Annotated in this window: 24 protein-coding genes; 11 read left to right on the top strand and 13 right to left on the bottom strand. The window is 46.2% G+C overall.

Annotated features, from left to right (window positions below; genetic code table 11):
* Window positions 1-3: 3 nt before the first annotated feature.
* The 4 genes from radA to BBC0178_RS04220 all read left to right on the top strand — a co-directional run bounded on the left by radA (window position 4) and on the right by BBC0178_RS04220 (window position 4,457).
* Entirely contained in the window at window positions 4-1,404 is a 1,401-nt protein-coding gene (gene radA / locus BBC0178_RS04235; protein ID WP_078039326.1) for a DNA repair protein RadA, read from the top strand.
* A 139-nt stretch (window positions 1,405-1,543) separates the two neighbouring features.
* On the top strand, window positions 1,544-2,122 hold the full coding sequence (locus BBC0178_RS04230) for a CvpA family protein (protein WP_078039325.1): 579 nt from the start codon (window positions 1,544-1,546) through the stop codon (window positions 2,120-2,122).
* Window positions 2,123-2,214: 92 nt separating this feature from the next.
* Window positions 2,215-3,705 (top strand): amidophosphoribosyltransferase, encoded by a 1,491-nt coding sequence (gene purF / locus BBC0178_RS04225; protein WP_418214911.1) that lies wholly within the window; start codon window positions 2,215-2,217, stop codon window positions 3,703-3,705.
* Window positions 3,705-4,457, top strand: a complete 753-nt coding sequence (locus BBC0178_RS04220; RefSeq protein WP_078039323.1) for an SDR family NAD(P)-dependent oxidoreductase — start codon at window positions 3,705-3,707, stop codon at window positions 4,455-4,457. Before purF ends, BBC0178_RS04220 begins: the two co-directional genes overlap by 1 nt.
* Window positions 4,458-4,916: 459 nt before the next feature.
* On the opposite strand, the gene pssA is transcribed toward BBC0178_RS04220, so the two are convergent.
* From pssA to BBC0178_RS04195, 4 genes are all read right to left on the bottom strand, one after another.
* Entirely contained in the window at window positions 4,917-5,774 is an 858-nt protein-coding gene (gene pssA / locus BBC0178_RS04210; protein ID WP_078039321.1) for a CDP-diacylglycerol--serine O-phosphatidyltransferase, read from the bottom strand.
* A gap of 6 nt (window positions 5,775-5,780) precedes the next feature.
* The gene (locus BBC0178_RS04205; RefSeq protein ID WP_078040357.1) at window positions 5,781-6,479 is read right to left on the bottom strand and encodes a phosphatidylserine decarboxylase; all 699 of its coding nucleotides are present in this window, start codon (window positions 6,477-6,479) and stop codon (window positions 5,781-5,783) included.
* A gap of 120 nt (window positions 6,480-6,599) precedes the next feature.
* On the bottom strand, window positions 6,600-8,480 hold the full coding sequence (locus BBC0178_RS04200) for an ABCB family ABC transporter ATP-binding protein/permease (RefSeq protein ID WP_078039320.1): 1,881 nt from the start codon (window positions 8,478-8,480) through the stop codon (window positions 6,600-6,602).
* On the bottom strand, window positions 8,477-9,484 hold the full coding sequence (locus BBC0178_RS04195; RefSeq protein ID WP_078039319.1) for a LysM peptidoglycan-binding domain-containing protein: 1,008 nt from the start codon (window positions 9,482-9,484) through the stop codon (window positions 8,477-8,479). Before BBC0178_RS04195 ends, BBC0178_RS04200 begins: the two co-directional genes overlap by 4 nt.
* Before the next feature lie 150 nt (window positions 9,485-9,634).
* Here BBC0178_RS04195 and BBC0178_RS04190 point away from each other — a divergent pair, with 150 nt between their 5' ends.
* Window positions 9,635-10,210 (top strand): LOG family protein, encoded by a 576-nt coding sequence (locus BBC0178_RS04190; protein WP_078039318.1) that lies wholly within the window; start codon window positions 9,635-9,637, stop codon window positions 10,208-10,210.
* A gap of 94 nt (window positions 10,211-10,304) precedes the next feature.
* Here BBC0178_RS04190 and rarD read toward each other — a convergent pair whose 3' ends face one another.
* From rarD to BBC0178_RS04170, 4 genes are all read right to left on the bottom strand, one after another.
* Window positions 10,305-11,267, bottom strand: a complete 963-nt coding sequence (gene rarD, locus BBC0178_RS04185) for an EamA family transporter RarD (RefSeq protein ID WP_418214910.1) — start codon at window positions 11,265-11,267, stop codon at window positions 10,305-10,307.
* Window positions 11,268-11,305: 38 nt separating this feature from the next.
* The gene (locus tag BBC0178_RS04180; protein WP_077973494.1) at window positions 11,306-11,974 is read right to left on the bottom strand and encodes a DUF421 domain-containing protein; all 669 of its coding nucleotides are present in this window, start codon (window positions 11,972-11,974) and stop codon (window positions 11,306-11,308) included.
* Between the two features lie 45 nt (window positions 11,975-12,019).
* Entirely contained in the window at window positions 12,020-13,525 is a 1,506-nt protein-coding gene (gene cysS / locus BBC0178_RS04175; RefSeq protein WP_078039317.1) for a cysteine--tRNA ligase, read from the bottom strand.
* A 102-nt stretch (window positions 13,526-13,627) separates the two neighbouring features.
* Window positions 13,628-14,419: an SOS response-associated peptidase gene (locus BBC0178_RS04170; protein WP_078039316.1), complete on the bottom strand. Its 792-nt coding sequence runs from the start codon at window positions 14,417-14,419 to the stop codon at window positions 13,628-13,630.
* 349 nt (window positions 14,420-14,768) lie between these two features.
* On the opposite strand from BBC0178_RS04170, the gene BBC0178_RS04165 reads away from it, so the two are divergent.
* From BBC0178_RS04165 to BBC0178_RS11680, 3 genes are all read left to right on the top strand, one after another.
* A complete protein-coding gene (locus tag BBC0178_RS04165; protein WP_077970952.1) occupies window positions 14,769-15,140 on the top strand; it encodes a TIGR02301 family protein in 372 nt (123 codons plus the stop codon).
* 83 nt (window positions 15,141-15,223) lie between these two features.
* Window positions 15,224-15,481: a hypothetical protein gene (locus BBC0178_RS04160; RefSeq protein ID WP_077970950.1), complete on the top strand. Its 258-nt coding sequence runs from the start codon at window positions 15,224-15,226 to the stop codon at window positions 15,479-15,481.
* 14 nt (window positions 15,482-15,495) lie between these two features.
* The gene (locus BBC0178_RS11680; protein ID WP_149867418.1) at window positions 15,496-16,164 is read left to right on the top strand and encodes a hypothetical protein; all 669 of its coding nucleotides are present in this window, start codon (window positions 15,496-15,498) and stop codon (window positions 16,162-16,164) included.
* Window positions 16,165-16,255: 91 nt separating this feature from the next.
* On the opposite strand, the gene BBC0178_RS04150 is transcribed toward BBC0178_RS11680, so the two are convergent.
* Window positions 16,256-16,960: an HAD family hydrolase gene (locus BBC0178_RS04150; protein ID WP_078039315.1), complete on the bottom strand. Its 705-nt coding sequence runs from the start codon at window positions 16,958-16,960 to the stop codon at window positions 16,256-16,258.
* A 9-nt stretch (window positions 16,961-16,969) separates the two neighbouring features.
* Entirely contained in the window at window positions 16,970-18,307 is a 1,338-nt protein-coding gene (locus BBC0178_RS04145) for a dihydroorotase (protein WP_078039314.1), read from the bottom strand.
* A gap of 65 nt (window positions 18,308-18,372) precedes the next feature.
* Here BBC0178_RS04145 and ygfZ point away from each other — a divergent pair, with 65 nt between their 5' ends.
* The 3 genes from ygfZ to BBC0178_RS04130 are packed head-to-tail and all read left to right on the top strand — an operon-like array spanning window position 18,373 to window position 20,384.
* The gene (ygfZ, locus tag BBC0178_RS04140; protein ID WP_078040355.1) at window positions 18,373-19,248 is read left to right on the top strand and encodes a CAF17-like 4Fe-4S cluster assembly/insertion protein YgfZ; all 876 of its coding nucleotides are present in this window, start codon (window positions 18,373-18,375) and stop codon (window positions 19,246-19,248) included.
* Entirely contained in the window at window positions 19,249-19,869 is a 621-nt protein-coding gene (locus tag BBC0178_RS04135; protein WP_078039313.1) for a YfbR-like 5'-deoxynucleotidase, read from the top strand.
* Entirely contained in the window at window positions 19,869-20,384 is a 516-nt protein-coding gene (locus tag BBC0178_RS04130; RefSeq protein WP_078039312.1) for a tyrosine phosphatase family protein, read from the top strand. Before BBC0178_RS04135 ends, BBC0178_RS04130 begins: the two co-directional genes overlap by 1 nt.
* A 72-nt stretch (window positions 20,385-20,456) precedes the next feature.
* Here BBC0178_RS04130 and panB read toward each other — a convergent pair whose 3' ends face one another.
* The 3 genes from panB to BBC0178_RS04115 form a co-directional block, all read right to left on the bottom strand.
* Window positions 20,457-21,278: a 3-methyl-2-oxobutanoate hydroxymethyltransferase gene (gene panB / locus BBC0178_RS04125; protein WP_077970940.1), complete on the bottom strand. Its 822-nt coding sequence runs from the start codon at window positions 21,276-21,278 to the stop codon at window positions 20,457-20,459.
* A 16-nt stretch (window positions 21,279-21,294) separates the two neighbouring features.
* The gene (gene panC / locus BBC0178_RS04120; protein ID WP_078039311.1) at window positions 21,295-22,137 is read right to left on the bottom strand and encodes a pantoate--beta-alanine ligase; all 843 of its coding nucleotides are present in this window, start codon (window positions 22,135-22,137) and stop codon (window positions 21,295-21,297) included.
* 97 nt (window positions 22,138-22,234) lie between these two features.
* On the bottom strand, window positions 22,235-22,681 hold the full coding sequence (locus BBC0178_RS04115) for a GlcG/HbpS family heme-binding protein (protein ID WP_225868343.1): 447 nt from the start codon (window positions 22,679-22,681) through the stop codon (window positions 22,235-22,237).
* Window positions 22,682-23,248 lie beyond the last annotated feature (567 nt).

Raw genomic sequence — 23,248 nt, 5'->3', positions numbered from 1 at the left:
GTAATGGCAAAAACACGCACCCAGTTTGTCTGTCAAAATTGCGGCACAGTCTATTCCCAATGGGCTGGAAAATGCGATGCCTGTGGCGAATGGAACACCATTGTCGAAGAGGGAACCAGCGGTGGAATTGGCGGAGGACCTGCCAAAAGCAGCCGTAAGGGACGCGTTGTCGCACTCACATCGCTTTCGGGCGCTATTGAAGACGCACCACGGGTAAAATCGGGAATTGCCGAACTTGATCGTGTTACAGGGGGTGGCTTTGTCAGGGGCTCGGCGCTCCTTGTCGGTGGTGATCCGGGCATTGGAAAATCGACACTTTTGACACAAGCAGCAGCAGCGCTTGCCCGTCAAGGCTTTCACGTTATCTATGTTTCCGGTGAAGAAGCAGTAGCGCAGATACGCTTGCGTGCACAACGTTTGGGTGCGGCCAACACAACTGTTGAGCTTGCTGCCGAAACCAATGTTGAAGATATTCTCGCAACGCTCACTAATGCCAAAAAGCCTGATTTGGTCATTATCGATTCCATACAAACGCTTTGGTCCGAAACGGTTGATTCGTCTCCAGGAACAGTGACACAGGTGAGAACCGGTGCACAGGCGATGATACGCTTTGCCAAGAAAACGGGGGCTGCTGTTGTGCTTGTTGGTCATGTCACAAAAGATGGACAAATTGCCGGCCCTCGCGTTGTCGAACATATGGTCGACGCGGTGCTTTATTTTGAAGGCGAAGGCGGACACCAATACAGAATTTTGAGAACCGTGAAAAACCGCTTTGGTCCGACAGATGAAATCGGTGTTTTTGAAATGTCGGACCATGGCTTGCGGGAGGTTAACAATCCTTCCGAGTTATTTCTCGGCGAGCGGAACAACAATGCACCGGGCGCGGCAGTTTTTGCGGGCATGGAGGGGACAAGGCCTATCCTTGTTGAAATTCAGGCACTCGTTGCGCCAACTTCGCTGGGGACACCAAGACGGGCAGTTGTCGGATGGGATAGCAACCGGCTTTCCATGATTCTTGCGGTTCTTGAAGCCCATTGCGGCGTACGTTTCGGGCAGCACGATGTTTATCTCAATGTTGCCGGCGGATACCGCATTTCAGAGCCCGCAGCTGATCTTGCGGTCGCAGCGGCGCTGGTTTCTTCTCTTGCAGGAATTGTGCTGCCTCAAAATTACGTATTTTTCGGTGAAGTCAGTTTGTCGGGGGCTCTGCGCGCAGTCTCGCATTCAGGTCAAAGACTGAAAGAAGCCGACAAGCTCGGTTTTAAAGGGGCAATTCAACCGTCCGGCACAACCGAGAACATCAAATCGCCGTCTTTCAGGCAAAGGAGTTTCTCTGACCTGCCCGAACTTGTGGCTGCAATTGCTTCCGGAAAAAAGCGCAGCACGCCTCCAGCGCAGAATTGAGTTTGTGGACAAATGGCTGGCTTGGCACTTTTAAAATACAGGAAATATTGATATTGGTTTTCCAAACTGGCAATGAAGATGTAATCGACGCCACTTTTATTGTCTTTTGCCGATTGAAGCGAACTTAAGGACAAGCCTGATGTTCATGACAGCCCTCGATGGCCTGGTTATTGTAGTGATCCTCTTTTCCGCCTTTTTGGCGATGGTGCGTGGTTTTTCACGTGAAGTTTTATCCTTGGCATCATGGGTCATTGCTGCTATCGCGGCTGTGCTTCTATACAAAAACCTCCTGCCCTTTGTAGAAGCTTATCTTTCCAATAAAACCATTGCACTCATTGCAAGTCTGGCAATTATTTTCGTTATTGTTTTCATTATTGTATCCATCATAACGATGAAAATTGCCGATGTCATTATAGATAGCCGAATCGGTGCGCTCGACCGCACGGTAGGATTTATTTTTGGCATTGTTCGTGGGCTTTTCATTATGGTGATCGCCATGTTGCTCGTTAATCAGCTCATCAAGCCGGAAGATCAGGCGCCTTGGCTGAAAGACGCAAAAACCAAACCCATGCTTGATTCTATGAGCAATAAAATTTGGGATTTATTGCCAAAGGATCCTGATTGGATATTCGACAAGGCTTCCAGTGTTTTGAAAAAAGATGAGCCGTCCAATGCCGACAATAGCGTTGGCGATAATCCGGCTCAATCGGGTGATTAAATTAAAATGGGTGGCCTTAAATGCCACCCATTTTACCTATATTATATGTTCTAACAAAGAATATTCTTAGATATCTCTACGGGATGGTCAAAATGGCAAAAGAGGTCTTTTGTGAACCGGATTTTTCTTTCGACGACGATAGTTTACATGAAGAATGCGGAGTTTTCGGAATTCTGGGGCATGATGATGCGGCAACACTAACGGCACTTGGCCTCCACGCATTGCAGCATCGTGGACAGGAAGCAGCCGGTATTGTTTCTTATGATGGGCATGTATTCCATCAGGAAAAGCATATGGGGCTTGTTGGCGACCATTATACCAACCCGCAAACCTTGGCCAATCTCCCCGGTAACCGGGCGATCGGTCACACACGTTATTCGACCACGGGAGAGACGGCACTGCGCAATGTTCAGCCGCTCTTTGCCGAACTCGAAGTGGGAGGCATTGCTATTGCCCATAATGGCAACCTTACCAACGGGCTTACAATACGCCGCCAGCTCATTGCTTCGGGTGCAATTTGCCAATCAACCTCCGATTCGGAAGTTGTTCTTCATCTCATCGCCCGCTCGCGTCACGCAAAATCTTCCGAACGTTTTGTTGACGCTATCCGCCAGATCGAAGGCGGTTTTGCAATGATCGCGATGACCCGTTCAAAGCTCATTGCCGCTCGCGACCCCGTCGGCATCCGGCCGCTCGTCATGGGTGAACTTGATGGCAAACCTATATTCTGCTCGGAAACCTGCGCGCTTGATATTATCGGCGCCAAATATATCCGTGACGTCGAAAATGGCGAGGTTATTATCTGTCAGCTCCAAAAAGACGGTGACGTCACAATCAAGACGATCAAGCCGAAAGATAAAAAACCGGAAAAACTTTGTCTTTTTGAATATGTCTATTTTGCCCGCCCTGATTCGATTATTGGTGGACGCAGTGTCTATAATGCGCGCAAAAATATGGGTATTTATCTTGCCAAAGAAGCTCCTTGTGATGGTGATGTGGTTGTCCCTGTTCCCGATGGTGGCACACCGGCAGCACTCGGTTACGCACAGCAAAGCGGCATTCCATTCGAACTCGGTATTATACGTAACCATTATGTAGGCCGGACATTTATTGAGCCGACACAACAAATCCGTGCCTTTGGTGTCAAACTCAAACACTCAGCCAACCGCCCTGTTATTGAAGGAAAACGCGTTGTGCTGGTTGATGATTCAATTGTTCGGGGCACGACGTCCATCAAAATCGTACAAATGCTGCGTGACGCAGGAGCCAAGGAAGTCCATATACGCGTTGCAAGTCCAATGATATTTTATCCCGATTTTTACGGCATCGATACCCCTGAAGCATCGAAACTCCTTGCCAATCAATTTCCTGATTTGAAATCCATGTGTGAATTTATCGGTGCTGACTCGTTACAATTTTTGTCTCTCGACGGGCTTTATATGGCTGTCGGAGGTGAGGTGAGAAACAATGCCGATCCGCAATTTACCGACCATTACTTTACCGGCGATTATCCGACACGTCTGGTCGACGAAGAAAATGCCGATAATGTTCATAAACTCGCTGTTTTGAATTGTGGACGATAATGGAAAAAAATCAAACATTCGACCTTAAGGGGCGTGTTGCTCTTGTAACCGGTGCTTCACGAGGTATCGGCTATCATCTTGCATTGGAACTTGCAAAACGCGGCGCTCATATCATTGCTGTCGCGCGAACTGTTGGCGGCTTGGAGGAGCTTGATGACCAAATCGTCAAAGCAGGTTCCACTGCAACATTGGTACCGCTTGATCTCCACGATATGGAAGCCATTGACCGGTTGGGAAACGAGATTAACGAACGTTGGCATAAACTGGATGTTCTGGTTGCCAATGCCGGTGTTTTGGGGTCCATTTCACCGGTTGCGCATGTCGAAGCAAAAACATTTGAAGATGTATTTGAAATCAATGTCATCAGCCAATGGCGTTTGATCCGCGCTGTCGAACCGCTTTTAAAAAAGTCGGATTGTGCGCGTGCAATTCTTTTTTCTTCCGGTGTTGTACATAAACCAAGAGCTTTTTGGGGACCTTATGCGGCTTCCAAGGCTGCCTTCGAGGTGTTGGGACGCTGTTGGGCCGACGAATTGAAGAACACCTCTGTAAAGGTGAATATGGCAAGTCCGGGAGCAACACGCACCGCTATGCGTGCGCAAGCTATGCCGGGAGAAGACCCGAACACATTGCCATCTGCGGAAGAAATTGCAGCCAAGATTGTTCAACTTGCTTCCCCCGACCTTGAAGAGACCGGCGGTTTTTTTGACGCTCGTAAAAACCGTTTTCTCACCTATCATGTTCCTGATTAGAAAAACCGGAATGAAAGGCAGGAAAAGCCGAACAGTTTTTCCTGCATGGTTATCTTCTAAAAACTCCATCCGCGTCCAGAAATGGCGCAGATCGCGCAATGCATTTTTCGTCAGCAGAAAGAACCTCACGAAAAATGGGTTTTTATAACCCCCTGCACTTTTTAACGCCCACAACTGCAGCAGTTCTTATCACGCACATATTGCCGGAATATTTTATGACAATCCTATAAATTCCGACCGGTACACGTCGCGTAATGAATTTTGACAGCCTGAAGATTCCGCGCAAATTCCGGAAACTGTCTTAAAACAAAAAAGACCTTCGAACCTGAAAGCCGGTTTTTCAGATTTCGGATTTGTCAGCCCGATGTAGAACACAACCAGTTCAATCAAAACATCAAGATGCAAGAATTCATCATGTATGAAATAAATTAGATAAAGACGAGAAATCCGATTGGTAATCTAGTCCTTGTCTTCCTCTTCTTCATCCTCGGTTGCAGCGCCGTCTTTTATTTTTGCTGCTTCACGAACCGAGCGTTTTTGATAGGCCATCAAGCTGAATGGAAGGAATGCCATATAACCGATTGCAGTAACGAGAAGTACCTGCCACGTGTAAGTGGCAAGAAAGCCGACATAGATCACAACAACAAGCATACCGGGTATGACGACATCGCGGCGCAATTGCTGACCAATTGTTTTACCGTTCCAGACAGGCAGACGGCTAATGAGTAGGAAAGCGATAACAACTGTATAAAGGCTGAAAACCAAAGCCCAGCCAGCCCCCGGTTCAAGCCCGAGACAACCAAGATAAATTGGTAGCAATACCAACAACGCACCCGCCGGAGCCGGTACACCGACAAAATATTCCCTCTGCCAGCGCGGAATATGTTTGTTATCAATCATCACATTGAAACGGGCAAGGCGCAAACAGCAGGCAATACAATAAACCAGTGCCGCTATCCAGCCCACCTGATGAGCCTGATTGAGGAGAAAAGAATAGACAATCAATGCCGGTGCAACACCGAAGTTTACCACATCGGCCAAAGAGTCCATTTGCGCACCGAATGAAGAGCCACCGCCCATAAGACGCGCCAACCGGCCGTCCACACCATCGAGCACAGCAGCAAGCAAAACCATTAAAATCGCCGTTTCGAAACGGTGTTCAAAAGCGAGCCTAATACTGCTTACACCAGCGCATATAGCCAGAATTGTGATAACGTTAGGAAGAACAAAGCGTATCGAAATTGATCGACGCGGCTTCACATCATCATTTTTGTGTCCCTCGGGGTCAAAAGAAGAAAAAGGCGAAGAGCTCTCCATTAAAATCTAATCCAGTCTAAAGTCTGTTATGGTCGCGCTTTTGTCAAACGAAGCAAAAACAGTTTCACCGGCAATAGCCTTCTGCCCGATTGCCACCCGTAATTTTACATGGGCTGGCAGATAAACATCAAGTCTGGAACCAAAGCGGATAAGACCGAACCGTTTGCCTGCGACCACAGGTTCATTTTCCTTCGACCAGCATACTATGCGACGGGCAACAAGACCAGCCACTTGTACAACGCCGATATCGCCGTGCGCTGTTTCAATGACAAGGCTGTTTCTTTCATTATGATCGCTTGCCTTGTCGAGCTCGGCATTTCCGAACTTTCCCGGACGGTAGATGATGGATTTCACAACACCATCCATCGGAATGCGATTGATGTGGCAGGAAAATATATCCATGAACACCGATACCCGCATCATCTCTTCGTTGCCCAAGCCAAGTTCCTTTGGCGGCATAAACATACCGACGAAGGAAATGCGGCCGTCAGCCGGACTCATAACAAGGTTCATGTCAATCGGTGTGACCCGTTCCGGATCGCGAAAAAAATAGATGCACCAGATAGTTAGGACCAAACCGAACCAGAAAAGCGGATCCCACATCCAGCCAAGGACCAGCGATAAAATGAAGAATCCGACGATAAACGGGTACCCTTCCTTATGGATGGGCGCAAAACCGTTACGAACCGATCTTACAATGCTCATACGCGTATACCCCATTTATCTTACACCGTACCCACCCGTTCAATACGAAGCCGGTTCCTATTTATCCAATCAATGTGAAAAAAGCGATAGTTTGTTTCATCATTCTACGCAAGATAGTTGTCAATGAGGGGAGACAATGCCCAACTCATCTTCCTCGCGAATTTTGCGCAATTGTTCTTCTGCCTTGGAAGCTTCAAGCTGTTTGTGCCACATTGAAGCATAAAGACCACCTTTGGCGAGCAATTCATCATGTTTGCCGCGTTCGATAATGCGTCCGCCTTTCAAAACAAGAATTTCATCCGCCCCGATGATTGTGGAAAGTCTGTGAGCGACGACCAAGGTCGTCCGTCCGCGACTTACAACATCAAGTGCATATTGGATTTCCAGTTCCGTTGCTGTATCAAGTGCGGATGTTGCTTCATCAAGTATCAGAATTGGCGGAGCTTTCAAAATCGTGCGGGCAATAGCAACACGCTGTTTTTCGCCGCCTGAAAGCTTCAACCCGCGTTCGCCAACCATTGACTGGTAACCATCAGGCAATTGGGCAATAAAATCCCCTATTTGCGCCATTTCAGCCGCTTTTTTCACTTCTTCGTCAGAAGCATCCGGACGACCGTAACGGATATTATAAGCAATTGTATCATTAAAAAGCACTGTATCCTGTGGCACCATGCCGATTGCATTGCGTAAACTTTTCTGCGTCACTGAACGGATATCCTGCCCGTCAATCATAATCGAGCCTTTTTGAACGTCATAAAAGCGGAATAACAGCCTTGAAATTGTTGATTTTCCCGCCCCTGAAGGCCCGACTATGGCAACAGTTTTTCCCGCCGGTACTGAAAAATCTATATCTTTTAGAATTTGCCGGTTTGTATCGTAAGAAAATTCGACATGATTGAAGCGGATTTCGCCTTCTTTAACAATCAATGGCTTTGCATCGGGTGCATCGGTCACTTCCTGTTTGACATCCAGAAGATCAAACATGGCTTCAATATCTGTCAAACCTTGACGGACTTCGCGATAAATCGAACCGATGAAATTAAGCGGTATCGAAAGCTGCATGAGCAGCGCATTGATGAAAACAAAATCGCCAAGCGTTTGTGTGCCATGCATGACTTCATATGCCGACATCAGCATCATTGTTGCCATGCCGGCACCGAATATGATCGCCTGCCCGAAATTGAGCCATCCCAGTGAAATCCAGGTTTTGATGGCTGCCTTCTCATAGCCCGCCATGGAGCTATCAAAACGTTTTGCTTCAAGGTCTTCATTGCCGAAATATTTCACAGTCTCGTAATTCAAAAGCGAGTCGATTGCCCTCGTATTTGCTTCGGTATCCGACTCGTTCATCTGACGGCGAATTGAAATGCGCCAATTGCTTGCCTTGATCGTAAACCATGTATAGAGGCCGACAGTAATTGCGACAACGCTCATATAATGCCAGCCGTAACTGATATAGACTACCAAGGCAGTGAGCGCGAACTCCAGAACGGTTGGTGCCGTATTTAATATTGAAAAGCGGACAATGGCCTCGATGCCTTTTGTCCCGCGTTCTATCACACGTGATAAACCGCCGGTTCGCCTTTCAAGATGGAACCGCAAAGACAGCTCATGCATGTGAACGAAAGTCTGATAGGCCAATCTTCTGACAGCATGCTGACCGACTGTTGCAAACAAAGCGTCGCGTAACTGGTTTAAACCGGCCTGTAAAATTCGTGCCACATTATAGGCAAGAACCATCATAAATGGCGCGGCAAAAACAGCCGGAAGCCATGAAGGCGGCGTATAATCGACATTCAGAGCATTTGTGGCATATTTGAAAAAATAAGGAACCGAGATCAGAACCAGTTTTGACAAAACGAGATAAAGAACTGCCCATAAAACGCGCAGCTTTAGATCCGGACGATCGGATGGCCACATATAAGGCCAAAGATTGAGGATTGTACGAAATGTATTTCCGGAATCGGCCGAAACGGTTTTTGCTCTGTTTGGTTCTGTCATTTTTCTTTCAAATTGGTCTGGGCATTTGCTGCTTTGGATTTTTGCGAGTTGTCTATCTCGGGCAAAATCAATTCCTGCCCTTTCGTGATATGGTCAGGGTTTTTTAAGATAGCAGAATTAGCCGAATATATTGCCTCGCTATAACGGCTTGATCCATAAGCTTTTTCGGCAATAGACGATAAACTGTCTCCCTTTTCGACAATCACGGTTTTTACCGGCTTGCCATCCCGATAAAGCTGGTTCACAGGATGATGGCGTTCGTCAATACGAAAAGGTATGGCTAACGAACCGACATTTTCTCCGCCGTCATTAAACAAATCAATGCGAAAAACATGGTCACCGGAAAAAAGTGACACAAAACGGGAGAGCTCGAATTTCCCGTTAATGTCTGTCTTGTCACTGCCAAGGCGCATATTTCCGAGTGTCGCGATGATTTGCATGTTCTTTTCAGCCTGACCGCTGATCGTCAGAATACTGTTTTTATAGGTAATTCTTGTTACATCAAAATTATTATGCGTTTTCTTGCCGATTTCGATTATTCCCGGTGCATTGGAAATAAACCGCGAGGCGCCTGCCGGATCGTTCATAAAAGCAGCCATGCCATCCGGGACTTTATGGGATATGATAACCGTTACAGTTTCAACCGATGTGAATGATTTTCCCGACTGGTCTGTCGCTCTTAAGACAAAATGGTATTGACCTTTCCCGAGTTTTTTTTGCAAAGTCAGGGTGAAGCTGCCTTTGTCGTCAGCGGTCGTCTCGCCGAGTTTTCGGGCTCCGTCGATGAGCTCGACTTTGGCATTTGCAGGAGCCTTTCCGACGATGACGGCAAAGCTTTCATCGTTCAACATGAAACTCTCGAAACTCGGACTTTCAAGTTGATCGGGCTGGCCATTATTTTTCAATTCGTCAGCATGAAGAGTGCCGACAAACAAAATAACCGCCGCGATAAAGTCGAGCGTCAAAGTTACGGCAAATTTTTTCATCGACAAAAAGAATGCCATGAACAATCCTGTTTAAAGCACAATAAAAAACTTTTTATGTCCTATTCCATTTGCCACACAAACGGAATACCAAACTGGTTCAATTGAACCTTTTCCTCAATCTTAGGTTTTTTCTTGACGAAAATTTTATTAAACGGCAAAACATCCCCCATGACAAAAATCAATTCTATCTGTGTTTATTGTGGTTCTTCATCGGGCAACAATCCCGATTATGTCCAATCGGCCAACCGGCTTGGCCAATTGCTGGCTGAAGCCGGCATTACGCTTGTTTATGGTGGCGGCACGAGCGGCATTATGGGCACAATTGCGCGGGCGGTAAAAAGCAATGGTGGAAAAGTCGTAGGAATCATTCCGGATTTTCTTATCAAAAAGGAAGCGCGGAATAAAAATGATGATCTCTTTGACGAATTCATTGTTACCGAAACAATGCACCAGCGCAAACAACTGATGTTTGATCGCTCCGATGCATTTCTCGCCCTACCTGGTGGCATCGGAACACTGGAAGAAATTGTCGAGATCATGACATGGGCACAACTTGGGCGGCATACAAAGCCGATAGCCTTTGCCAACATAGACGGCTTTTATAACCCGATGATTGCACTTCTCGACCATATGGCGAGACAAGGCTTCATCCACTCCAATCACAAGCTGAAACCGCTTGTTATTGACGACATTGAAAAAATTGTCACCGCCATTTCAAGAAATCAGGAATCTCACCCATTATAAGGCATTAAAATTTTTCGATGCCCTTCCATCAAGGCTAAAGTTGAACGACGTTCCATTGTCGGAATTTAACGGTTCATTATGGTCGAAATATCTCTTATTTTTGCGGATGTTTTTTAAGTTCGATTATCGTTTCTTTTGGTTGTCTATGTTTCATCGTCGAAAGGCTGGCTGCGGTGTAAACGATAAGACCCAGCCAGATCAGTGAGAAAGCAAAAAGTTGCACCGTTGAAAATGGTTCATGAAAAACGAAAATTGCGATTAAAAATAGAAATGTCGGCGTTAAATATTGCATGAGCCCCAAGGTCGTCAAATTGAGCATCTTCGCACCGACCGCAAACAGGATAAACGGAATTGCGGTAAAGGGACCAGCCAATACGAGCAGCCCCACATCTTTCCATGTACCGTGGAAAAAATAATCTTGGCCCGTTGCAATAAAATAACCCCACCCGATGATTGCCGGAATAGTCATAATCAATGTTTCGAGTGAGAACCCTTCTGTCGGTCCGATGGGCAAGGATTTTCTGAAAAAAGCATAAAACCCGAAAGTCAGCGGTAACAAGATCGCAATCCACGGCAGGCCGCCGGCATTGATCGTTAAAATGAGAACAGCAACAATCGCCAACATGATGGAACACCATTGCCAGCGATTAAGCCTCTCGCGTAAAAAAATAAGCCCCAACAGGACATTGACGAGCGGATTTATATAATAACCGAGCGCTGCATCAACAGCATGATTATTGGCAATTGCCCAAATATAGATGCTCCAATTGGCGGTAATTAACGCCGATGTGAGACAGGCCATAGCCACCATTTTCGGCTGCTTTAATGCAGTCCAAAGTGCTCGACCGTGCCCGATCACAATAATGATACCAAGACCTATAGGAAGCGACCACAAAATGCGGTGAACGACAACTTCCATAACCGGAATATGGGCAACCGCTTTCATATAAAGGGGAAAGATGCCCCAAATGACATAGGCACCCAGTGCCGCCAAAAAACCTGAAATATTGGCAGGAAATATTTTAGTCTCTTTTGAAACAGGTTTTGTCATGAGCATTTGTCAAACGGTCCCGCTCTTTTAGAATCTCGTCAAAATCAGGAAGTAGTGCCTTTTACAATAAAAAGTCCAGTGCGCGTTCTGCCATTACGGCTTTTTTCCTCGTACCACTCGGCGGCATAGATATCATCAATGGAAACTTTTTTCTTCTTTAACTGCTCTTCGAGCCAGGCTTCATCTTTTCCTATTTCGTCGAGACTGCCATCAACAATGCTACCATTCTTGACCACAAGCGTTGCGTTTTTGCCTTCTTCCTTCCGAATAACCGAAAGACTTCCATTTGATTCAAGACGCGCAAAAGCAACTTCGTGAAGTGCGCAACCCTTGATTCTGAGCATGGTTGCAAAGTCGTTCACATCAATATTGAGCCGCTTGATTTCATCCATCTGGAATTTTCCGTCAAGCACCAATGCGACATCGCCACCTGCGACAAGATTATGAAAAAACACCGAATGACGACGGAGATAATTCAAACCGATAACCAGTAATTGCCAGATAATCAAAACAATCAGTAACTGGATAACGGTGATTTTCGGATTATAGATGACGCCGCCGATAATACCGCCCATAACAAAATTGCTGATCAAATCCGTCGGGGTCATTTGACTGAGACTTCCCCGACCGCTTGTTCGAAGCACCAGCAAAAAAACTGCAAGTCCTATAAAAAGCTTGAGTGCCACATAGCCATAGCCAAAAAGGTAATCCATTTCCGAGACCTTCTTTATCATTGCCAGTGGCGAATTCTGGCGGGATTAATGTTTGATTTCCCAATGTGTCACGCGTTCGCCTGTTTGCGGATTTTTCTCGTCCCTCAGCGATATATTTTTGTTTCCAAGCTCGTCTCTGATACGATCTGCTTCAGCCCAATTTTTCTCTTTGATAAACGACAAGCGTTTGGCAATTTGGCTCTCGACATACTCGCTATCAATGCCGCTTTTTTTATTAAAGAGCGGGCAATTGTCCTCGTCCAACCAGTTTTCATGCAACAACCCCATAAGCTCCATGCCGGACTTGAGGGCACTAACATTTTCCGATTTAAAATATTGCCGCAGATAGGTAATGGCGCTCCAGCAATTGAGATCCTCGCCCAAAGCCTCGACGAGTTCGTCTGCAGGATGTGCCGGAGTTGAAGAACGAACGTTTTTTTGGCGTAGCAGTTCATACCAGCGATAGAGTTCAGTACTTGAGTCCGCAAGGCGCTGGGCTGTCCAGTTTAACGGTTCACGATAATGCGTTTGCAACATCGAAAGACGCGCACTTAATCCCACCCATTGATGACGCATCGTTTCATCAATATCGGAAGTTAGTTCCGCAAGTTCGGTCTCCAACACATCATGAATGGTAATAAAATTGCCCAGACTTTTGGACATTTTCTGCCCTTCGACCTGTAGAAAACCGTTATGCATCCACAAATTTGCCATGCGCTCTGTTCCAAAGGCCGAACAGCTTTGGGCAATCTCGTTTTCATGATGGGGAAAAACCAGATCGATGCCGCCACCATGAATATCGAAAATATTATTGGCAGGATTATCGCATGTGAGACCACCCCCAAAGGGTACCAATAATTTTGCCATAGACATTGCGGAACATTCAATGTGCCAACCTGGGCGCCCTTTGGCTTTAATTCCCGCAGGTGAAGGCCAACCCGGTTCCCCCTCTTTCGAGGGTTTCCACAAAACGAAATCCATTTCGTCACGCTTATAGGCTGCAACATCAACACGGGCGCCAGCCATCATTTCATCAAGCGAGCGGCGGGCCAAAGCACCATAACGGGGATGATCTCCCATACTGGAAACAGAAAACAATACGTGATCTTCTGCAACATAAGCGTGACCACGTTCGATCAACCGTTCGATCATTGCACGCATATTATCGAGATTATCTGTCGCACGTGGTTGCGTTGTAGGCGTTAAGCAACCAAGAGCTGCAACATCTTCCTGAAACTGCTTGTTGGTTTTTTCTGTTAGAATGCGGATAGCATCATTTAACGGCAGTTCCGGATAATCGCGGGCAGCACGCGCATTGATTTTGTCATCCACATCCGTAATGTTGCGAGCATAGATAACATGGTCATTTCCATAGACATGACGCAATAACCTGAACAAAACGTCAAAGACCACGACCGGACGCGCATTGCCGATGTGGGCATAGTCATAAACTGTAGGGCCGCAAACATAAAGGCGCACTTTATTGGCGTCTATCGGATGAAAATCCTCTTTTGTTCTCGTCAACGTGTTATAAAAATGCAAATTGGTCATCAATCGTCTTTCGTCTGTCAGGTAAGGCCAAAACTTTGCCAAGCTATTCAAAAACAGTTAAGGCATTTACCCTAATTATCCTTAAATATTCCAGTGACGCATTTAGAAAAGATCAAACTGGTCTTTAATCTTTGGACTTTTCCCCCGTTTTTGATCCTTATTGTTTCGCTGTTGAGCTTTGTCGCCGGAATCTTCGACAGGATTTATCCTTTCTTTCACATCGCTCCTTGAATAAGCAGCATTATTGATTTTATCGGACACAGGATAAACATGAAGGTGTTCGGCTGGTGTATTTTTTAAAATATCCATAACATCGGCAGGGCGAAAATTCCGGCAATCAAGCCATCTATCAATATCTTCCCGCCTGACAATGACGGGCATACGGTGGTGGATTTCTGAAAGCGGCGATTTTGCCTCTGTTGTCAAAATAGCAGCCGTGTCGATTTGCGAGCCTTCGCTACCACTCCATGTTTCCATGAGTCCAGCGAAACCGATGATAGAGTTATCGTCAAGTGCAGCGTGATAAGGCTGTGATCTGCCGCGAGATTGTTTTTTCCATTCATAAAAACCTGTTGCCGGAATAATGACACGGTGATGGCGAAGCGCATTGGTGAAAGACTTTTTCACCGCTACTGTTTCTGACCGTATATTGAATGTTAGCGGCCATTGATCGGGATTTTTTGTCCAGGAAGGAATGAATCCCCAGCGCACTAGCAAGGCATCATGTTTGGGTTTGTTCGACAAAGCATCGCGATAGGCTTCAGGTGCCTTGATAACCAAAATCGGTTGTGTGGGCGCAATATTATAGCGTTTCGGGAAATCTTCTTCTATCCAAGCGTCAAATGCATTTGCAACCTCGCTTTTCGAGGCATCAAGCTCATACCGCCCACACATGGCTACCCTTCTTAATTCATCAGTTTAACGTTTTTGCGATCAAAAACCGGTTTTTCCAAACGGAAAATGACAATTGCTGTCGCTGAATATTCTTACCGTCACCGGAAAATATGTATCGTAAAGACAAAAGGCCAATCTTTCTTCGCTGGATAAGTCAGGAAATTTATAACCACCATAGCCGGTTCAGCCACCAAAAACAAAATATATGATGAAGGACTTGATGGACAAAAACTCCGGCTTTCAAAATCTCCGGTTACGTTTTGGCATTGCTTATAAGCTTCAAAAAGACCTATAGAAATATCCTTATCAAGATAGCTTTTTGTCTGAATAACAAAATGAGTCCGAAAACATGAACAAGTATTTGAAAACTCTTGTTATTATGGCTTTTCTTTTTGCTGCTGCGCCGGCCGATGCCGAGCCTGTCCCCCAATATGATGCCAAAATGTTACGGCTTGCCGAAATACTTGGTTCACTCCATTACCTGCGCAATCTATGCGGAGAGAAGACATCCCTGTGGCGCGACAAGATGGAAGAGCTGATCAAAGCCGAAAACCCGACACCAACGCGTCGTGCACGACTTTACGCAAGCTTCAACGATGCCTATCGCGCTTTCTCGGATAATTATCACACATGCACAAAAGCAGCCGTTGATGCTGATCGCCGTTATATCAAGGAAGGAACAGCCCTTTCACATGAACTTTTGAACCGGTACGGCAATTAACCTTTTTTGACTATTAGGACTGACAGGCGGTGAAATTGTGCTAATGTATTTCACCAAACAGCACTGATAGAACGAGTTCACTGATGAGCCAAACGAATACTGATCTTTCGGCCATTATCGCTGAAGAGCAAAAACACGCAGCCCATGAGTTTCAATCCGAAGCATGGGTTGGCGGTATTTCCAATGGTATCGAGCCAGAAATTCTGGCCGAAGCGGCCTTTGATACCGCGCTTAAATATTTACTACAGGCGCGTAACGAAAAACAGGTACTCAAATTTCTATCCCATATGCGCGATAAAGTCGTAATGGGTGAACTTAGCGATCATAAAACGATTCAATAAAGGATTTTATTTCATTGAAATCATTCGGTTTTTGTTTGCTCTTGGGGGCTTTGGTGCTCGCTTCTCCTCTGGCCAGTTCTGTTAGCGTTGCGTCAACAGATATGACCAATGACGATATAAAAGTGCACACCGATGTCCCGAAAGTAGATGACGCTGCTAACCCCATTCCGTTACCGGAAGCGAAGAAAAGTAAAACTTCGAACAACGACGATACGCCACCAAAGGTTGAATACGATATTGAAAAACTGCCCGCGCCAGTAAAATTGATGCGGCAAAAAATTATTGATGCGGCAAAAAGTGGTGATGTCAACAATCTGAAACCGTTACTGGGTACCAGTAGCGACCCGACGCAACTTTCCGTTTCCGATAATGTCAAGGATCCGATCGCTTATATCAAGCAGCTTTCCGGTGATGGTGATGGGCTTGAAACCATGGCTATCATGATTGACCTTCTCAATTCCGGTTATGTGCATCTTAACGACGAAGACGACGAGGAAATTTACGTCTGGCCCTATTTCGTTGCCATGCCGATCGATAATCTTTCAAAGCCTCAGCTTGTCGAGCTATTCCAGATTATGACGGCCGGTGACCTTGAAGAAATGAAAGAAATCGGCACATATTCCTTTTTCAGAATTGGCATTACACCTGACGGTAAATGGCGGTTTTTCATCACCGGTGACTAGTCGTTTTCTTCAACAAACCGAATAACGATGATGTTAAAGCGGGTCTTCCCACTTTGTAAGCTTCACCATTCCATGTGGTGGAAAGAACGGTTTACCCTTTGTGGTCGATCATCTTTAAAAATTCGGGAAGATCGGCAAACTTGTCGACTTTGAAATAGCGGGCATTGTCATACGGTTCCTCTGCCATTTCATGAACCCACGTAATATCATAGGGTATGTAGACTGCATAAGCACCTGCTTCGAGAGCCGGTAGAATATCCGATTTCAACGAATTACCGACCATTACAAATTCGTTTCCATCCACTCTGTTACGTTTTAACAGTTCTTCATAAACAGGTTTGTCTTTATGGCTGACAATTTCGATGCCATCAAAATAGCTTTTCAATCCCGATTTTTCGACCTTTCGGTTTTGCTCGACGAGATCGCCTTTGCTTATCAGCAACAAACGGTAATTTTTACGGAGTGCTTCAAGCCCTTCGACGACACCGTCGATCAAGTTTACCGGTTTATCCATCAAGGATTGACCAAGCGAAATGATCTCTCTCATCTTTGAAGACGGGATAACCTTGTTATAAAGGTGACTCGCTGTTTCGATCATCGAAAGTGTGAATGATTTGAAACCATAGCCGTAAAGGCCGAGGTTACGAGCAATTGTCGAAAAAAGTGTACGCTCAATTATTTCGTTATCGGCACAACGTCCAAGAAGCTGAACAAAATATTGTTCAGCCTCCCGAAATATTTTCTCGTTATGCCAAAGCGTATCATCGGCATCAAGGCCGACAGTTTTGATACCCATTCTGCATAATCAGTTCGTGTGGTGCAGGCATTCCAGAAATTCGATCGGCTCGCCGGTTGATGGTGTAACGATTTCGCCCTGCCACATAACAGTTTTCCCACGAATGATCGTGCCAACAGGCCACCCCTTGACCTTCTTGCCGTCATAAGGTGTCCAACCGGCTTTCGATCCGATTTGTTCGTTGCGGATAATTTCTTCACGTTTCAAATCGACGATTGTGAGATCGGCATCATAGCCGGCGGCAATACGCCCCTTGCGGCTGATACCGAAAACACGATTGGGGCCATGGGAGGTAAGATCGACAAGACGTTCCAGCGAAAGCCTGCCAGCGTTAACATGGTCAAGCATAATGGCAGCTGTGGTCTGGACACCGGTCATGCCGGACGGAGAAGCCGGATAGGTTTTGTGCTTTTCTTCCAATGTATGTGGTGCATGGTCGGAACCGAGAACGTCAATAATGCCTTGTCTGACGCCATACCATATACCGGCGCGATGGCGGCTTTCACGGATTGGCGGGTTCATCTGGATGAGTGTACCGAGGCGGGCATAATCATCTGCTGTCAAAGTCAGATGATGTTGTGTTGCTTCCAGAGTGGCAACATCCTTATGGCCCTTGAGAAACTCGATTTCTTCGGCTGTTGAAACATGAAGAACGTGAATGCGTGCACCGGTTTTATGAGCAATTTTTACAAGCCTTTTTGTGCAACGAAGTGCTGCTTCCACGTCGCGCCAAACCGGATGGGACGTCGGGTCACCTTCGACACGCAAATGTTTGCGTTCGTTAAGCCGTGCTTCATCTTCGGAGTGGAATGCCGCCCGACGATGGGTGTGTTTCAGAATTTCGGTAACACCTTCATCATCGGCAACCAGCAGATTACCAGTTGATGACCCCATGAATACCTTTATACCGGCAGCACCGGGCAAACGTTCAAGCTCACCGACATCGCGGGCATTTTCATGTGTTCCGCCGACCCAGAAAGCAAAGTCGCAATGCATCCGGTGGTAGCCGCGTTTCACTTTGTCGGCAAGGGCAGCCTCGCTTGTTGTCAATGGATTGGTATTCGGCATTTCAAAGACCGAGGTTACGCCGCCCAATACGGCAGAACGTGTACCGGTTTCAAGATCTTCTTTATATTCGCCACCGGGTTCGCGAAAATGCACCTGACTATCAATCATACCAGGCAGAATATGAAGTCCCGTGCAATCAACCGTTTCACCAGCCGAACAAGCCGACAGATCGCCTATTTCGGCAATGCGTCCATTAAGAACGCCAATGTCCCTTTGACCGATACCGTCATGATTGACAACTGTTCCGCCTTTAAAAATTTTATCAAATGTTCTCGACATTACTTTTGCTCCTTGCAGCCCATAACTATACCGATTACGTAAATGCGAGAAGAAAGGCAAGGAAAATGGTCGAAAATCACTGCTCTCTCACCCTAGAAAACCGCCGTATATTGACAATTACAGGCGAAGATAGAACGCATTTTCTCGAACGGTTGATCACTACCGATGTCGAAAAAATAGGTGCCGGAGAAATGTGGCCCGGTGCGCTGCTTTCGCCGCAAGGGAAGGTGATTTTCGATTTTTTGATCGGTCGCATTGACGACGGTTTTGTCATTGATATTTCGGCCGACCTTGCCGACAGTTTCAAAAAACGCTTAAACCTCTATCGCTTGCGGTCAAAAGTTGAAATTAGTGAGTCTCCTGAACCGGTTATAGGGATTTCTTGGCAAAGTGATTCACTTATTTCAGAAAGTGATTCAAGTTTTGCTGATAAACGGTTTCCACCACAAGAAAAAGTCACCCGCTTTTACGGGAAAAACATGGCCGCCCTCCCCTTTTCGCAAAACTCCGCCGATCAGTGGGATCTTCTGCGCATAAAATATGGAATTGCCGAGAGTGGAAAAGATTTCAAAATTGGCGATGTATTCCCGCACGATATCAATTTTGATCAAACCGGTGCCATTTCCTATAAAAAAGGATGTTATATCGGTCAGGAAGTGGTTTCCCGTATGCACCATAGAGGCACTATCCGCCGCAGGATGTTGGTCGTCGAAGGAAAAGATAATTTACCCGCCACTGGCTCTATCGTATGTGAGGGAAAAACCGTTGGCAATCTCGGTACAGTCATTGGCAAACGTGCCTCGGCAATTGTGCGGATTGACAAGGTAAAGGCCGGCATTGACAAAAACGTTCCTTTTTTCGTGGAAAATGTGCCAGTCACTCTGACAATTGCACCGAATATGAATTACGGTTTTCCGGAAGATGTGTCGGAAGGTGAATAAATGGCTGATGCCGAAATAACAAGGACAGGAGAAGCACGTGCCTGGCAACGGATGTTGTCGGGACGTCGGCTTGACCTCATAAATCCCTCTCCTCTCGATGTCGAAATTACCGACATTGCTCACGGTCTTGCGCGTGTTGCCCGCTGGAACGGCCAGACAAAAGGCGAATATGCCTATTCGGTTGCCCAACATTCTTTGCTGGTCGAGAAAATCTACCGTCGCTTGTTTCCCGAAGCCACGGCTGATGAAAAACAACTCGCCCTTCTCCATGACGCGCCCGAATATGTCATTGGTGACATGATTTCTCCCTTCAAAGCCGTGATGGGCGGAAGTTATGAAATGATTGAAAAAAGGCTCGAAGATGCAATCCGCATCCGCTTCAGCCTTCCGACCGAACTTCGGGTAAAAATCGTAAAACAATTGAAACAAGCCGACCGTATAGCAGCCTATTTTGAAGCAAGCACTCTTGCCGGTTTCAGCAAAGCTGAAGCAATCCGTTATTTTGGCGAACCGGAAACGATAACTCCCCAAGGTCTTGATCTGATAGCGCGACCAACACCGCAAATTGAAGGCGCGTTTTTGGCCCGTTTCAATGTAATCGAACAAGAAAGAGCACATTGATGGCCTACCTGATCGTTTCCCCTCTTTCAAAACTCACAGAGACTGCAATTCGCCACCAACCGCGGGAACTCATCACTTTGATGAACAAGGGCACGCCTATGGATCGCCCGGCCATGATTGAAGAAGAGTGTCATTATTTTCTTGAATTCAATGACATTAACGAGCCGCAGGAAGGGCTTATTGCCCCGAGTGAAACCGAAATTTATAAAATTCTTGAAATCGCACAAAACTGGAACCGTGCCCATCCGCTCCTGATAAACTGCTTTATGGGGATTTCGCGCTCGACGGCTGCGGCTTTTGTCATTGCCTGCGCACTTCAGCCGCAAAAAAGTGAAGCGTCGATTGCCCGACTTTTGCGGGAAAACTCTTCAACCGCCACACCGAACAAATTAATGGTTTCGCTTGCCGATAAAATTCTTGATCGTGGCGGGCGTATGCGTTCTGCGATTGCCGATATAGGCCGCGGCGCGGAAGCATTTGAAGGAACGCCTTTTATTCTGCCTGTCGAGGCTTAATGGTTCGGGATAGATAATCTATCCTCCAAAATTCGGGGGTTCCACTTTTGCCTTTATCAATAGCAAAATCGTCTATTCTTCGGGCTTAGAATAAGTCTCTTTTTCAGCCGGAAATGAGCGTGTTTTCACGTCACTTGCATAATGTTTGATAGCTTCGGCCATTTGCTCTTCGAGATTGCCATAACGGCGAACAAATTTCGGTACAAATGCACCAAAGCCCAGCATATCTTCCATCACAAGAATTTGCCCGTCACATTGGTTGGAAGCACCAATGCCGATTGTCGGGATAAACAGATCGCGTGTAATTTTTGCCGCTAATGGTTCGACAACACCTTCAAGAACAATGGCAAAAGCGCCCGCTTCGGCGATGGCTGATGCATCACCTTCAATACGTGGCCAATCACTTTGGTGAAGACCTTGCGTTTTAAATCCCCCAAAATTGTTGACAGATTGTGGCATCAAGCCGACATGTCCCATAACAGGTATGCCGCGACGCGCAAGAAAGTGGACGGTCTTTGCCATTTCGGCACCACCCTCAATTTTGACTGCCCCGCAACCAGTTTCGGAAAGAATACGGGAAGCATTGGAAAAAGCTTGCTCGGGACTTTTTTCATAAGAGCCAAAGGGCATATCAACAACCACAAGTGCGTGTTTCGAACCACGCATAACTGCCTGTCCGTGAAGAATCATCATATCGACAGTAACCGGCAGAGTCGTTTCAAAGCCATGAACCACCATACCCACGCTATCTCCGACAAGCAGAAAATCACAATAAGGATCCGCAATTCGTGCAGAATTGGCTGAATAGGCAGTCAACGAAACAATAGGGTCGTTGCCTTTTCTCGCTTTGATTGCCGGTACTGTCACCCGCTTTTGTTCATTCTGCCGGCTCAATCTCTGTCACCTTTTTTTAAAAAACATATTGGTCGATCAATCTGACAGAACCAAAACGCACCGTCAATAACAGGACGGTCGGCTTATCAATGCAATCTTTGACTTCTTCCAAAGTTTCTGCATCACGAAAATCTATCGCTTCCGGAACGGCGCGTGGTTCCTTATTCAATATATTTAAAACAGCAGAACGGAGAGCTTCTATTTTTCGTTCTCCGCTTTCAAAGAGATGGGCAGCAGCTTTCCAGCTTTGCGGAACGACGATAGCAGCTTTCCGATCGTCCGGCGTAAGAAGTTTGTTGCGCGAGGAGCTTGCAACACCATCTTCTTCGCGCAGGATAGGTACACTCACTATCTTTACAGGAAAACCGAGATCTTTGGTCATATGTCTGATGATGACAAGCTGTTGGTAGTCTTTCTCGCCAAAAAAAGCATAATCGGGTTGAGCAATATTGAATATCTTGGCAACAACGGTGGTTACGCCACGAAAGTGGCCGGGCCGCAATTTGCCAATCAATATGTCCGATAACCTCTCGACTTCAACGCTCGTCATATTTCCCGAAGGCCACATCTCGTCTACTGACGGGGCAAATACATAATCAACACCCGCTTTATCGAGGAGAGCGCAATCGCTTTCGAGATCGCGAGGATAAGCTTCATAATCCTCATCCGGTCCGAACTGTTTCGGATTGACAAAAATAGACACAATTGTTTTTTGACAGACTGTTTGCGCTTTTTCCACCAGTGACAGATGTCCTTGATGCAGAGCGCCCATGGTTGGAACGAGCCCTATTACCAGACCTTTTCGTCTATCGTCCATCAATTGGCGGCGGATATCATCAATCGTTTCGAATATCTGCATGAGAAAAAGAGTCCGTTAAATAAGGATTCCGTTCAGTCGAGGAGCCCATTCGTCCGCGATCGCAATGATATTATTTCAAAGACTTTTCCGAACCGGCTTATTTTGTCGGTATAACACCATATCCGGCGACCATTGCCTCGGCAATCTTGACTTCCATTGCGTTGGTAGCACCGCTTACACCGACCGCACCGACGACAATATCATTATTCGTGACCGGTACACCACCGCCGAGAGGAACCATATGAGGGATACTTGCAATAGCCGGTTCGTCTCCATTCACGCGTTGCATATTAACCGACGTTTTAACACGAAAGAGAGCAGCCGATTTGGCCTTTGCTATAGCCGCATCGACACACCCATAAGGCGCGCGGTCCATGCGGTCAAAAGCAATCAGACTGCCACTCGGATCAACGACAGCCATGCAGACATTCACCTTCAAACTATCTGCAGAGGCATGTCCTTTGGTAATCAATGCACGTGCGTCATCAAGCGATAACATTGATGTCGTATATTCGGCTATGGCTACAGAGGATAAGACCGGCACGACAAGCGCCAAACAGAATAATTTCTTGAGCAGTTTTTCATTGTTTTTCCATAACAGTGATGTTTACGAACTTAAAATAATAGGAAAGCGATTTGATGCAACAATAAGCTGGTTTTATGTGGCTGCAATAATCAAAACTCCGAGATTTCATGATTATCCCATTGAATAGAGGGTTGAAAGAAAAACGATCGCGATTTCGATTTTAGATAGATAAACATTATCAAGCCATATAAATCAGTTAAATAGTGCTAGACAGGCAATCGGCCAGATTGCCGTTTTTCTTGAACTCTACCTCAAAACACAGACTTTCAGACAAGACGCACTAAAAATATTTTTAGAAAAATGTCACAGAGCTTTTAAAATTTTTCCATTTCCTCTATCAAACATTTAAAATAAATTTTTCTCTATCCAACAAACGTTTTCGGCTGTTTTTATGTCTTTTTTTCACAAAAACACGAGACAAAAAAACAAAAACCGCCCATAATTGACTATCTTCGGTCCAACGCACAATCAGAACTGCTCGCAGCCCAGCCGTATTCCGGTCTGCCGCCACCTTTTCGAATTTTC

Source organism: Ditibartonella apihabitans, assembly GCF_002007485.1.
GTDB classification, from domain to species: Bacteria; Pseudomonadota; Alphaproteobacteria; order Rhizobiales; family Rhizobiaceae; genus Bartonella; species Bartonella apihabitans.
Note: the sequence above shows the minus strand (reverse complement) of the source record. Positions and strands in the feature narration are given on the sequence as shown.